At 74.8% G+C, this 14,894-nt stretch carries 1 protein-coding gene; it reads right to left on the bottom strand.

Translation table 11 applies throughout. The annotated features are described in order from the left end of the window. Positions 1-77: 77 nt before the first annotated feature. Entirely contained in the window at positions 78-14,867 is a 14,790-nt protein-coding gene (locus ABT160_RS44215; RefSeq protein ID WP_351655263.1) for a non-ribosomal peptide synthetase/type I polyketide synthase, read from the bottom strand. Positions 14,868-14,894 lie beyond the last annotated feature (27 nt).

The raw sequence follows: 14,894 nt of genomic DNA, 5'->3' as shown, positions 1-14,894 counted from the left end.
CTGGGGTGTGGCTGGGCGGGGGTTTTGGGGGTGCGGGGCGGTGGTGTTTTTTGCGTGCGCTGGGGGCGCCTCGACCCTCAGGCGTCGAGGGCCAGCCCCCACGGGATCGCCGCCGTCAGTTCCCGGGCCATCGCCTCCGGGTTCTCCAGCGGCGCCGAGTGGGAGCCCTCGATGCTGCGGGCCACGAAGGCGCCCCGGGTCAACGTCGACCAGGCGTCCATCGTGCCCTCGGGCAGCACCGGGTCGCCCGCGGCCGACACCGCCGTGACCGGGATGTCCAGCGGGCCCCTGCGGTCGGCGTCCAGCAGCAGCTGGTAGCGGTTCCACATCGCGGAGTCGTCGCGCAGGTTCTGCAGGTAACCGGCGAAGACCTCCTCGTGGGCGAGGATCTCGTCGGGCAGCACCCCCCGGAAGAACTCCACCAGGGTCCCCGGCTCCGCCGTGTCCCACAGCGTCGACACCTCCAGGAACCGCTTGAGCGCCTTCGGTGCCTCGCCGAACGGCGCCGGCGCGCACACCACCACCAGGGACAGCTCCGGACCGCCCATCCTGCTGCCCAGCCGGTGCGCGATCTCCCACACCGCGCAGGCGCCCTGGCTGTGCCCGTACAGGACGGTCGGCACGTCGAGACGGTCCGACAGCTCCGCCACGACCCGGTCGACGAGGGTGTTCACGTCGCCCACCGGGGCCTCCCCGTCGCTCCCCTCACGACCGGGGACCCGGATGCCGAGCAGCTCCACGTCCTCGGGGAGGTACGGGATGAGCGGGACGTGAGAGGTGGTCGTACCGCCCATGCCGGCCATGCACAGGATGCGCGCCCTGGGCCGTGGAGCGGGCTTGAGGACCCGTACGAGGTCGTCGCCCGCCGCCACCGCGAGCGGCTGCCGCCCGGTGAGCACGCCGATCACGTGGTCCGCGATGCCCGCACAGCCGTCCTGGCGGAACAGCACCCCCGAGGTCAGCGACAGACCGGTGTGCCGGGCCAGCCGGGCGCGCAGGCCGACCGCCATCAGCGAGTCCATCCCGAGCTGCTGGAGCGGCTGATCGCCGGGCACCTCCGGCAGGCCGAGGGCGGCCGCGGCCTCCGAGCGGACCAGCGCGAGCACCACGTCGCGCTGCTCGTCCCGTCCCAGGCCGGCGAGGCGCTCCGTGAACCCGGCCTCCGGAAGCTCACCTGCCGTCGCCGCGCCCGTCGCCGCACCGCCGTCGCGCTCCTCCTGCCAGCGCCGCAGCAGCGGCAGCAGGTGCGCCACGCTCTCCCGGTCCTCCCCGGACGCGCCCAGCAGCTCCGCGAGCGCATCCGCCTCGCCCGCGCCGACCGCGTCCCAGAACCGCTGGTCGACCGTCCTGCGCCGGGCGGGCTCCCGCCAGTGGCGCTCCCGCTGGAACGCGTAACCGGGCAGTCCGACCAGTCGGCCGTCGGGAGCGGCGGCCGACCAGTCGACCTCCACCCCGTGCGCATGCAGCGCGCCCAGGGTGCGCAGCAGCCGGTCCGCACCGCCCTGGTCGCGCTCCATCGCCGCCAGGACCACCGCGTCCCGCTCCGCGCCCCCGTCGGCCAGCGGCAGCGCGAGGACCGGGTGCGGGCCGATCTCCACGAACACCGTGTAGCCGTCGTCCAGCAGCTCCCGCTGCGCCAGATCGAGCCGTACGGGTTCGCGCAGGTTCCGGCACCAGTAGTCGGCGTCGAGCTCCTCGCCCTCGGCCCGGCGACCCAGCACCGTGGAGTACAGCGGTACCTCGGCCGGGCGCGGACGCAGCGCCGCGAGGGCCTCCCGCAGCCCGGGAAGCAGCGGGTCCATGTGCGCACTGTGCGAGGCGCAGGCGGCGTTGAGCTGGCCGCACATGAGGTCCTGGTCGTCCCACGCGTAGAGCAGCTCCTCCACGACCGCGCGGTCGCCAGAGACGACCGTGGAGCCGGGCGTGTTCACCACGGCGACCGAGACGGCGTCCCCGTACGGGGCCAGTGCCGCCTCCACCTCGGCGACGGGGAGCTCCACCGTGGCCATCTCGCCGTCGGAGGACAGCGCGGCGAGGGCGGTGCTGCGCGCGGCGACGATCCGCGCGCCCTCCTCCAGGGTCAGGGCGCCGCAGAACACGGCGGCGGCGATCTCGCCCTGGCTGTGGCCCACCACGGCCTGCGCCCGGAGGCCCAGGGCCCGCACGGCCGCCGCCAGACCGAGGTACATGGTGAACAGCACCGGCTGGGCGACGTCCAGGCGGTCCCAGGCGATGCGGTCGTCGTCCTCGAGCAGCGCGCGCACCGACCAGCCGGTCAGGGGGCGGAGCGCCGCGTCGCAGCGGTCGACCTCGGCGGCGAACGCCGGGCTCTCGGCGAGCAGCCGCCGCGCCATGCCCGGCCACTGCGAACCCTGGCCGGGGAAGACGAAGGCGACCTTGCCGGGCCGTGCGGTGGCGACGGTGAGCGAGGGGTCCGGCCGGTCGGCCGCCAGGGCGTCGAGCCCCGCGACGACCGCCGGCAGGTCGGCTCCGGCCACGGACGCGCGCTCGGCGAAGTGCCGGCGGTGCCGCGTGGACGTACGGGCCAGGTCGGCGAGGCCGGTCCCGGGGTGCTCGGTGAGCCAGCGGGCCCAGCGGCCCGCCTGGTCCCTGAGCGCCTGCGGGGTCCGCCCCGAGAGGACCACCGGCGCGGGGACAGCGGCCGGGACGTCCGGTACGGAGGGCCGCAGCGGCGGCTGCTCCAGGACCAGGTGGGCGTTGGTGCCGCCGATGCCGAAGGAGGAGACTCCGGCGCGGCGGGTGCCGGGCCAGGGGCGGGTGTCGTCGCTGATGCGCAGGACGGCCGGGTCCAGGCCCAGTTCGGGGTTGACGCGCCGGAAGTGGAGCGTGGGCACCAGCTCCCCGTGGTAGACGCACAGGGCCGCCTTGACGAGTCCGGCCAGGCCCGCGGCGACGTCGGGGTGACCGATGTTGGACTTCACCGAGCCGACCGCGCAGGGCTCTTCGCGGTCGGCGGTGAAGACCTCCTGCAGCGCCTGGACCTCGATCGGGTCGCCCATGGCCGTCGCGGTGCCGTGGGCCTCGACGTAGCCGATGTCGGAGGGGGTCAGTCCGGCGTCGGCGAGGGCGTCGTTGATGACGGTGGCCTGGCCGTTCACGCTGGGTGCGGTGAAGCCGACCTTGTCGGAGCCGTCGTTGTTGATGGCACTGCCGCGCACGACCGCGTAGATCCGGTCGCCCGCCTCGACGGCGTCCGAGAGCCGCCGCAACACCACCGCGACCACGCCGTTGGCGAGGACGGTGCCCGCGCCGTCGGCGTCGAAGGGGCGGCAGTGCCCGTCGGGCGAGGCGACGAAGCCCTCCTGGTACTGGTAGCCCTGCTCCAGGGGGAACGTCAGGGCGGAGGCGCCGACGAGTGCCACGTCCGACTCGCCGCGCAGCAGGCTCTGCCGGGCCAGGTGCGTGGCCACGAGCCCGGTGGAGCAGGCCGTCTGGACCGTCAGCGCGGGGCCGCGCAGGTCGAGCATGTGCGCCAGGCGGGTCGCGAGGAAGTCGTTCTTGTTGCCGATCGCCGACCGGAAGACCTCCGACATGTCGTCGGCGTCACCCTGGTCGTAGCCGCCGAAGCCGACCCCGCCGAAGACCCCGATGCGGCCCGGGTCGGTGCCGGGCACGACGCCCGCGTCCTCCAGGCCCTGCCAGGCGGTCTCCAGGAACAGCCGGTGCTGCGGGTCCATGTCCCGCGCGTCGGCCGGGGCGCAGTGGAAGAACTCGGCGTCGAAGAGGTCGGCGCCCTCCACGTAGCCCTTGGCCGGTACGAACCCGGGGGCGTCCAGCGCGCTCCTGGGCACTCCGGCGCCGAGCAGCTCCTCCTCGGTGAAGCGGCGGATCGACTCCACGCCGCCGCGCAGGTTCGCCCAGAACTCCTCGGCGTCGTCCGCGCCCGGCAGCCGCAGGGCCACGCCCACGATCGCCACGGCGTCCTCGTCCGTACGCCCACGGGGCACCGCCGCGGTGACGGCGCGGGCGCTGTCGCCCCGCAGGTGCTCGGTGAGCCGGCGGACCGTGGAGTAGCGGAACAGCGTCGAGAGCGGGAAGTCGCGGTCCAGGGAGGCGCGGAGCAGCTCGTGGACCCGGAGGGCGCCCATCGAGGTGCCGCCCAGTTCGAAGAAGCCCCGGTCCGGGTCGATCCGGTCCGGGCCGAGCACCCGGGACCAGGCCGCGACCACGGCCTCCTCCACCCGGTCGTCCCCGGCGTCGTGGCGCACGGCTTCCGTGCGCGGTGCGGGCAGGGCGGCCAGGGCCAGCCGGTCGACCTTCCGGTTCGGCGTCAGCGGCAGGGAGTCCCGCCGCACCCACCGCGCGGGCCGCATCGCCACGGGCAGCCGGGACGCGGTGTGCCCGGCCAGGGCAGCCTCGTCGGCGTCCCCGGAGTAGTACACCCAGAGCGCGGCGGGCCCGTCGTCCGAGCGGACCAGCGCGGCGGCCTCCCGGACGCCCGGGCACTCGCCGACCACGGACTCGACCTCGCCGAGCTCGATGCGGTGCCCGGCCAGCTTCACCTGGTCGTCCGTGCGCCCGCAGTACTCCAGCGACCCGTCCTCGCGGTGGCGGACCACGTCCCCGGTGCGGTACATCCGCCCCGCGCCCTCGAACGGGTCCACCACGAACCGCTCCCGCGTCAGCTCGGGCCGTTCCAGGTAGCCCCGCGCGACACCGGCCCCGCCGATCCACAGCTCGCCGCGGCAGCCCCGCGGCACCGGGCGGCCGTTGCGGTCGAGGACGGCCAGCCGGGTGCCGGGCACGGGCGCCCCGATCGACACCGGCCGCCCGGGCTCCACCCGCCAGGTCGTCGCGTAGACCGTGGCCTCCGTGGGTCCGTACGCGTTGACCACCTCGCCGCCGCAGGTGCGCGACAGCCGTTCGGTCAGGCCCCGGTCGAGCGCTTCCCCGCCGACGACGAGCAGCCGCAGCCCGCCGAGGAGTTCGCGGCCGCCCGCGTCCGCCAGCAGCATCCTGGCCAGCGACGGAGTGCACTGCAGGTGGGTGGGCCGCAGCGTGCGGTAGTCGGCCCAGCCGCCGACCTCGCCGTTGCCGACCAGCACGCGGTAGCCCCGGGTCAGGGTCCACAGCAGTTCGAGGCAGGAGATGTCGAAGGAGGCGCTGGTGACGGCGAGCCAGCTGTCGCCCGTGCCACCGCCGACGCGCTCGTCCATCGCCGCGCAGAACGCGGTGAACTGCGCGTGCTCGACCACCACGCCCTTCGGCACGCCCGTGGAGCCCGAGGTGTAGATGACGTAGGCGGCGTCGGACGGGTCCGGCAGGACGGGCGCGAATCCGTCGGGTCGTGCGGGCGTGGTGTCGTCCAGGGACAGGACCCGCGGGCCTCGTGGCAGTACGCCGGCGAGGGCGTCGGTCGAGACCACGACCCCGATCCCGCTGTCCGACACCACGTGCTCCAGGCGGGCCTTCGGGTACTCCGGGTCCAGCGGCACGTAGGCGGCCCCGGCGAACCAGGTGCCGAGCATCGCCACCGGCAGCTCGGCCGTACGCGGCAGGCAGAGGCCGACCAAGTCGCCGCGCACGACGCCCAGTGCGGCCAGTTCGGCGGCGAGCGCGAGGGCCCGCGTCGTCACCTCCCGGTAGGTCAGCTCGCCCCCGTCGGCCACCAAGGCCACCGCGTCGGGCGTCCGCGCGGCCTGCTCCAGGACCCGTCGGCAGGCGTCCTCCCCGGTGTCGGCCGGAGCGGCGCCGCCGAGGTGCCCGGCCAGCCAGTCGCGCTCCTCGGCGCAGAGCAGCTCGCTGCGGCGGACCGGGCCGGCGGGGTCGGCGGCCAGCGAGGCCAGCAGGGTCGTGAAGTTGGCCGCCATGCGCAGGGCCGACTCCCGGTCCAGTACGTGGCCCTGGAACTCCAGCTCCCCGCGCAGTACGTCGCCGTCGGCGGTCAGGGTGAGGCCCAGCTCGAACTTGGACGCGCCCCGGACGTTGCCCGACACGCTGCCCGTCGCGGGAAGGAGCCAGGCCCCCTCACCCGTACCGAGGGCGGGGAAGGCGGCGCCGCCGTAGTTGAACACCGCCCGGAACAGCGGGTTCTCCTCGCCGGTCCGTTCGCCGCCGACGACGCGCACGACCTCGGTCAGCGGGACGCCCTGGTGCTCGAAGACGCCCCGGACGCGGGTGTGCGTGCGGGTGAGGACGTCCTCGAAGGACACCGCTTCGGTGAGGTCGCAGCGCAGCGGCAGTGTGTTGGCCAGGAAGCCGAACGTCCCTGCCACCTGGGGCAGTTCGCGCGCCGACCAGATCGTGCCGAGGCTGAAGTCGTACTGGTCGGCGTAGCGGGCGAGCAGCACCGCGAAGGCACTGACGTACACGGTGTACCCGGTGACGGAGTGGCGGCCCGCCAGCTCGTCGAGGGCGGACCTGATCTCCGCGGGCACGGTGAAGTGCACGGCGTCGCCTCCGTCCTGCCCGGCGCCGTCGCGGGCGGGCAGCTCCAGGCGTGGGACGCCGTCGAGCTCGGAGGCGAAGTAGGCGAGCGACGGCCCGAAGGCGCCCTCCTCGATGGCGCGCGCCTCCCACCGCGCGTAGTCGCCGAGGTGGTAGCGGACCTCGGGGAGCTTGAGGGCGTCCCTGGCGGCCAGGGCCCGGTACGCCTCGTGCAGTTCGCCGAGCAGCAGGGCCAGCGACCAGCCGTCGACGACCGCGTGGTGCACGGTCAGGAGGACGGTCCACCCGTCGCCGCGCTCCACCAGCAGGCAGCGGAACAGGGTCTCGGCGTCCAGGGCGAACGGGGTGCGCTCCTCCGCGCGGAGCAGGCGCTCCAGTTCCCCGGCGCCTTCCGCGGCGCCGCCGACGCTCTCGTGCCGCAGCGGGACGGTGAACTCCTCGTGCACCACCTGGACCAGGTCCCCGTCGCGGAGTTCGAGACCGGTGCGCAGCGCCTCGTGGCGCTCCATCACCGTGCGCAGGGCCAGGGCGAACGTCGCCGGACTGAGCTCCGAGCGCACTTCCAGCCGGAACACGGCGTTGTACTGCGCCGATTCCGGGTGCATCCGCTCCAGGAACCACAGGCGGCGCTGTCCCTCGGTCGCCGGGTGGACGTCGCGGCGCTCGGCGCGCTCCAGCACCGGCCCAGGGTCGGGGAGTTCGGAGAAGGCGTGGGCCAGCAGGTGGTCCACCACCGCCCGGGGTGTGGGGCGGTCGAAGGCCAGGGTCGACGGCAGCGGCGTGCCGGTGACCTCGCTGAGCCGGTTGCGCAGCTGCAGCGCCATCATCGAGTCGAGCCCGCGCTCCTGGAACCGCTCGTCCACGGGCAGGGGTTCGGTGAGGCCCAGGACGTGGCGCACGGCGTCCTGCACGGCCTCCATCACGGTGTCGGCCCGCGCCGGTTCGGGCAGGGCGGCCAGCCGGGACGCCAGGTCCACGGCCGGTGCCTGCTCCTGCCGCGGGGCGCGGGAGCCGCCGTCGATCCAGTAGCTCTGCCGCTGGAACGCGTACCCGGGCAGGTCGGCCCGGGGACCGGGCGCGTCGACCACCCGGGTCCAGTCCACCGTACGTCCGTGCACGTGCAGTTCGCCGAGCCCGCGCACGAACTGGTCCAGGCCGCCGTGCTCGCGCCGCAGGCTGCCCAGGACGACGCCGCCCCGCTCGGCGGTGAAGGACGTCAGCGGGATGGCCAGCAGCGGGTGCGGGCTGATCTCGGTGAACACGCCGAAGCCGTCGGTGCGCAGCGCGTCGAGCGCCAGGTCCAGGCGGACCGGCTCGCGCAGGTTGCGGCACCAGTACCGGGCGTCCAGGACCTCCCCGCCGATCGGCGCGCCGGTCACCGAGGAGTACATCGGCACGCTCGTGGCGCCCGGGCGCAGTCCGGCCAGGGCCGCCTCCACCCCGGGCAGCATCGGGTCGACCAGGGCGCAGTGCCCGGCCCGGTCCGCCTTGATCCGCCGGGAGAACACGTCACGGTCCGCCAGCCGTTCGAGCAGGTCCCCGATCGCGTCGGCCGTGCCGGCCACCGCCACCGAACCCGGCGTGTTCACCGCCGCCACCGACAGCGCACCGCCGTACCCGGCGAGCAGCTCCTCCACCTCGGCCAGCGGCAGCCCCAGCAGGGCCATGCCGCCCGAGCCGCTCTCGATGCGCTGGAACGCCGCGCTGCGCACGGTCACCACCCGGGCGCCCTCCTCCACGGTGAGCGCTCCGGCGACCACGGCCGCGGGCACCTCGCCCTGGCTGTGGCCGACGACGGCCTCCGGCTCCAGGCCGAGGGACTGCCACACCGCCGCGAGGCCGAGCGCGACCGTGAACAGCGCCGGCTGGGTGACCTCGACGTCGTCCAGGTCGAGCCCGCTCGCCTCCGGGTCCTCAAGGAGCGCGCGCACCGACCAGCCCGTGTACGGGCGCAGGGCCGCGTCGCAGCGGTCGACCGCGGCCGCGAAGGCCGCGCTCTCGACCAGCAGGCGCCGGCCCATGCCCGGCCACTGCGAGCCGTGTCCCGCGAAGACGAACACCACCTTGCCGTGCTCCCCGGCGACCGCCGTGCACACCGCGTCGTCGGCGCTCCCGTCCCGGATCGCCGCCAGGCCGCGCACCGCCTCGTCCAGGTCGTGGGCCAGGACGGCGCCCCGGTGCTCGAAGTGCCTGCGGTACAGCGCGGAGGTCCGCGCCAGGTCGGCCAGCGGGGTCCGCGGGTGCCGGGTGAGCCAGTCGGCCCACTGCCCGGCCTGGTCCCTGAGCGCCTGCGAGGTCCGCCCGGAGAGCACCACGGAGACCGCGTCGCGCGCCGGGGCGGGGTCCGCGGGCCGCTGGGGCGGCTGTTCCAGGATCACGTGGGCGTTGGTGCCGCCGATGCCGAAGGAGGAGACTCCGGCGCGGCGGGTGCCGGGCCAGGGGCGGGTGTCGTCGCTGATGCGCAGGACGGCCGGGTCCAGGCCCAGTCCGGGGTCGGCGCTCTCGAAGTTCACCGTGGGTACCAGCTCTCCGTGGTAGACGCACAGGGCTGCCTTGACCAGCCCCGCCAGTCCGGCGGCCACGTCGACGTGGCCGAGGTTGGACTTCACCGAACCGAGGGCGCAGGGCTCCTCGCGGTCGGGGGTGAAGACCTCCTGCAGGGCCTGGACCTCGATGAGGTCGCCCATCGCGGTGGCCGTGCCGTGGGCCTCGACGTAGCCGATGTCGGCGGGGGTCAGTCCGGCGTCGGCGAGGGCGTCACTGATGACGGTGGCCTGGCCGCTGACGCTGGGTGCGGTGAAGCCGACCTTGTCGGAGCCGTCGTTGTTGATGGCGCTGCCGCGCAGGACCGCGTAGATCCGGTCGCCCGCCTCGACGGCGTCCGAGAGCCGCCGCAGCACCACGGCCACCACGCCGTTGCCCACCACGGTGCCCTGGCGGGCGGCGTCGAAGGCACGGCAGGAGCCGTCCGGCGAGAAGACGAAGCCCTCCTGGTGGTAGTAGCCGTACTCCAGCGGGTACGTCAGCGCGGAGGCGCCGACGATCGCCACGTCCGACTCGCCGCGCAGCAGGCTCTGCCGGGCCAGGTGGGCGACCACCAGCCCCGTGGAGCACGCGGTCTGCACGGTCAGCGCGGGACCGCGCAGGTTCAGCTTGTGCGCCACCCGCGTCGACACGAAGTCGGACTTGTTGCCGAGCAGGTTGCGGTAGAACTCGTGCAGTTCGGTGATCTCGTCGCCGCGCACGGTCCCGGTGTTGTACCCGCCGAAGCCGGCACCGGCGAAGACCCCGATGCGGCCCGGGTGGGAGTCCGGCCGCACGCCCGCGTCCTCCAGGCCCTTCCAGGCCGTCTCCAGGAACAGCCGGTGCTGCGGGTCCATGTTCTCCGCCTCCGACCGCGAGTAGCCGAAGAACTCGGCGTCGAAGAGGTCGGCGTCGGCCACGTACCCCTTGGCCGGCACGAACGAGGGGTCGTCGAGTACGGACCTGGACACCCCCGCGTCGAGCAGCTCCTGCTCGGTGAAGCGGCGGATCGACTCCACGCCGCCGCGCAGGTTCGCCCAGAACTCCTCGATGTCGTTCGCGCCCGGCAGGCGCAGGGCCACCCCGACGATCGCCACGGCGTCCTCGTCGACGCCCTCCCGCTCCCGGGGCGCAGCGGCCGTGGCCGTACGGGGACCGGAGTCGCCCCGCAGGAACGCGGCCAGCTCCCGCACGCTGGAGTGGCGGAACAGCGTGGACAGCGGGAACTCGCGGTCCAGCCCGTCGCGGACCAGCTCGTGGACCCGCACCGCCGTGAGCGAGGTGCCGCCCAGGTCGAAGAACCCGCTGTCCGGGTCCACCTCCGACGGCTCCAGCTCCAGCACCTCCGCCCAGGCCGCGAGCACGACTTCCCAGACGCGGTTGTCACCGGCGGGCCCGGCGGCGGGCGCCTCCTCCTCCGTGGGTGCTTCCGTGGCGGCATGCCGCTCCTGTGAGGGGGCGTCCGTGGCGGCGTGCCGCCGGAATCCGCCCTCGTCCTCGGCGTGCTGCAGGGGCAGCCGGCTGACCGGCAGGCCGTCGCCCCGGACGAAGGCGGCGAGCAGCGCCTCGAAGTTCGCCACCATGCGCCGCGCGGAGTCCTCGTCCAGCACGTGCGACTGGAACTCCAGCTCCCCGCGCAGGCCCTGCGCGGCGGGCGCGAGGCTCAGCGTCAGCTCGAACTTGGCGGTCCCCGCGACGTTGCCCGTGAAGGAGCCGTCGAGCGGCTGCCAGGAGCCGTCGTCCGCCTCCGCGCCCAGGCCGTAGTTCAGCACCGCCCGGAACAACGGGTTCTCCTCGCCGTTGCGAGGGACGCCCGAGGCCTTCACCACCTCCGACAGGGGGACGTTCTGGTGCTCCATCACACCGAGCACCCGGGTGCGCATCTCCGCGAGCAGCGCGGGCACGTCCGGGTCGGCGGTCAGGTCGCAGCGCAGCGGCAGGGTGTTGGCGAGGAACCCGACGACGTCCGCCGATCCGGCCGGTCCGCGCCCGGACCAGACCGTGCCGATGCTGAAGTCCCGCTGGCCGCCGTACCGCGAGAGCAGCACCGCGAAGGCGCCCGCCAGCACCGTGTACAGCGTCACCCCCGCACCGGAGGCGAGCACCTCCAGCTCGCGCCGCAGCGCGTCGGGCACGGCGAAGCCGACCCTGCCCGCGTCCAAGTCAGCCGTACCCGGGGGCAGTTCCAGGCGCGGGGCCCCGGCCAGCTCGCCCCGGAAGAAGTTGATCCCCGCCCCGAAGGCGCCCCGCGCCAGCGAGTCCCGCTCCCAGACCGCGAAGTCACCGAGGTGTACGAGTGGCAGGGCGCCGCCGTCATGGGCGCGCCCGGTCCTCAACACCCCGTACGCAGCGAAGAGTTCATCGAGGACCAGCACGAGCGAGGAAGCGTCGACGATCGCGTGGTGCAGCGTGAACGAGACCACCTGGCCGTCCGGTCCGGACAGCACCAGGCAGCGCAGCAGCACCGGGCCCGACAGGTCGAACGGCGTCGCGGCCTCGACGCGGATCCGCTCGGCCAGCTCCTCGGCGCCCGCGACGTCCTCGAAGTGCACCGGGACGGCGAACTCCTCGTGCACCACCTGCACCAGCGTGCCGTCGCGGCTCTCCAGGCCGGTGCGCAGCGCCTCGTGCCGCCGCACCACGTGCTCGACGGCGGCGGCGAACGCCTGGGGGTCCAGCGGCTCGGCGACCCTGACCGGCATCGTCACGTTGTACTCGGCCGTGCCCGGACGCATCCGCTCCAGGAACCACAGCCTGCGCTGGCCCTCCGTCGCCGGATGGACGCCGCGCGGCTCCACGCGCACCACGGCCGCACGGTCCGCCTCGCCGTCCCGTCCGCCGAGGCGGGCGTTCAGGTACGCCGCAAGGGCAGCGGGCGTCGGGTGGTCGAAGACGGCCGTCGCGGGCAGCGGGAGACCGGTCCCGGCGGACAGCCTGCGGCGCAGCTCCACCGCCATCAGGGAGTCGAGGCCGAGCTCGGTGAACACCTCCTCGGGCCGGACGTCGGCGGAGCGGCCCAGGGCCACGGCCGCCTCGCGCCCCACGAGCCCGGTGAGCGCTTCGACGCGCCGGTCCTCCGGCAACGCCGACCAGCCGGTGCTGCCCGCACCGTCCTCGCGGGCGTCCGCGAGCCTCCGCAGCCGGGTACGGCGGCGCAGCAGCGGCGAGCGCGTGTCCTCGGCCCCGGACCGGTCGACCCGCAGGGGCACCAGGTGCGCCCGGCCGCAGGACAGGGCCGCGTCGAGCGCGTCCAGCGCCTCCGCCCCGGTCAGGGCGGCGACGCCCTGCCTGCGCATCCGCGCCAGCTCGGCCCGGCCGAGCCGCGCGGTCAGGCCCGTGCCGTCCTGCTCCCACAGCCCCCAGGACAGGCTCAGCGCGGGCAGGCCCCGCCGGTGGCGTTCGTGCACCACCGCGTCCGCGAAGGCGTTCGCGGCGGCGTAGCCGCTCTGCCCGGGCCCGCCCAGGACGCCCGCGGCGGACGAGAAGACGACGAACGAGGTCAGCGGGCGGTCCGCGGTGAGCTCGTGCAACCACCAGGCCGCACGGGCCTTGGGGGCCCAGACCCGATCGAGCCGCTCCGGCGTCTGGTCGGCCAGCAGGCCGTCGTCGAGTGCGGCGGCCAGGTGCCACACGCCGCTCAGGTCGTCGGCCGACTCCACCAGCGCGGCCAGCTGCTCGCGGCGGGTCACGTCGCAGGCGACGACCCGTACGCTCGCCGCCCCGGCGGCGGTCAGTTCGGCGACCAGCTCCCCGGCACCGGGCGCCGCGTCGCCGCGACGGGAGGCGAGCACCAGCTTGCGCACGCCCCAGGCGTTCACCAGGTGCAGGGCGACCTGGCGGCCCAGCTCACCGGTACCTCCTGTGATCAGTACCGTGCCCCGGGCCAGGTCACCGGCGCTGTCGGGGGACGACGCGTCCGCCGGGGCGTACCGGACGAGCCGGGGAGCGCGCAGCGCCGTGCCACGGACCACCAGTTCCGGCTCGGGGGCGGCCAGTGCGGTCCGCACCGCATCCGGATCGGCGCCGTGGTCCACGTCCACCAGTCGCACCGGGTGCCCCTCGGCGCGCGCCGCCCGGAGCAGGCCCCACAGGGGCGCGGCGGCCAGGTCGACGGCCTCGTCCTCCTCGACGGCCACCGCGTGCCGGGTCAACCAGACCACTTCGGTGCCGGACAGGCGTGGATCGGCCAGCAGCTCGCGCGCCCGGAGCAGGGCCGCCGCGGTGAACTCCTGCGGTGTTCCCGAGGGTTGGGAGGCGTCGACCACGACGCGGGAGGGCGCCGGGCCGTTCGCCGGGGCCAGCGGGGGCAGGCCGAGGGCGGCGGCCAGGGGGCCACCGGTGCTCACCGTGTCACGGAGCTCTGCGGAGGTCGTGGGAACCTCCTGGAAGTCCAGCCGGAACAGGTGGCGTTCGGATGCCGTGCGCAGGCCGCGGGCGTCGGCCTCCCGCAGGCGGAGGCCCGCGGTGATGACCGGCTGGCCGTTCTCGTCCGCCACCCACACCTCTGCCCGCTCGCGCGTTCCGTCCAGGCGGACGCGTACGCGTACGACCGAGGCGCCGGTGGCGTGCAGCCGGGCGTCGTGCCACTCGAACGGCAGCAGGACCCGCTTCCCCCGCGTCGCGGCCGGACTCCGGTCCGCCGCTGAGACGGACGCGTCGTCGGCCTCCTCGGCGGCCAGGACGGTGTGGAGCGCGGCGTCCAGGAGGGCGGGGTGGACGCCGTAGCCCTCCGGGCTCAGGCTCTCCGGAAGACGCAGGACCGCGTACAACTCACCTTCACCGCGCCACAGTTCGCCGAGGCCCCGGAACGCGGGGCCGTAGTCGAGGCCGCGCTCGCGGAAGCGCTCGTAGAACCCGTCCAGGGGCACGGGCTCCGCGGCCCCGACCGCCGCCGCCCAGTCGAAGGCCTCGGGCTCGGGCTCGCCCGCGCCGTCCGCGACGTGGGCGATCGCGTGGGTGGTCCAGGGAGTCCCGGGGTCGTTGTCGGGGTCGGGATGGGTGTGGACGGTGACCTGGCGGCGTCCGTCGGGCCCGTGGCCGCCGACGGCGACCTGGAGGTGCAGGGACCCCGTTTCGGGCAGCGCCAGGGGAGTGGCGAGGGTCAGCGTGTCGACCGCGCCGGCGCCGACCCGCTCGGCGGCGAAGAGCACCAGGTCCAGGATCCCGGTGCCGGGCAGCAGCGTGGTGCCGAACACCCGGTGGTCGCCGAGCCAGTCGTGCTGGCCGTTGGCGGCGTCGATCGCGCCGCTGAGGACCAGCCCGTCGCCCGAGGCCAGCGGTGTCGACCGGGTCAGCCACGGGTGGCCCGGTTCGCCGTCCGTCCCCGGGGTCGACAGTGCGGGTGCGGGGGCGGCATGCCAGTAGCGCTGGCGGTCGAAGGCGTAGGTGGGGAGCGCGGCCGCCACGGCAGCGCGGGGTACCAGCCGGTCCCAGGGCCAGGCGTCCGCGTGGGCGAGACCTGCGCGGGTCCAGGAGGTGAGGAGGTCGGTGGTGTCGGCGTGGTCGCGGTGGGCGGTGGTGTGGGTGGTGCCGTTGTGTTGTTGGGCGATGGTGTCGAGGGCGAGGGCCATGACGGGGTGGGGGCTGATCTCGGTCCAGGTGTGGTGTCCGTCTTCGGCGGCGGCTTGGGCGGCTTGGTCGAAGCGGACGGTGTGGCGGAGGTTGTTGCACCAGTAGTCGGCGTCGAGTTCGCCGTCCTGGACGGGGCGGCCGTGGACGGTGGAGTACATCGGGATCCGTCCGGGTCCGGATCGCAGGTCGGTGAGTTGTTGGTGGATGGTGGGCAGGAGGGGGTCCATGTCGGTGCTGTGGGAGGCGTAGTCGACGTGGATGCGGCGGGCGTAGATGCCTTCGGTGTCGAGTTGGGTGAGGAGGGTGTTGAGGGTGTGGTTGTCGCCGGAGATGACGGTGGAGGTGGGGGTGTTGATGGCGGCGATGGAGAGGGTGGTTGCGGTGAGGCGTTG

The organism is Streptomyces sp. NPDC001941 (assembly GCF_040296945.1).
GTDB lineage: Bacteria > Actinomycetota > Actinomycetes > Streptomycetales > Streptomycetaceae > Streptomyces.
Note: the sequence above shows the minus strand (reverse complement) of the source record. Positions and strands in the feature narration are given on the sequence as shown.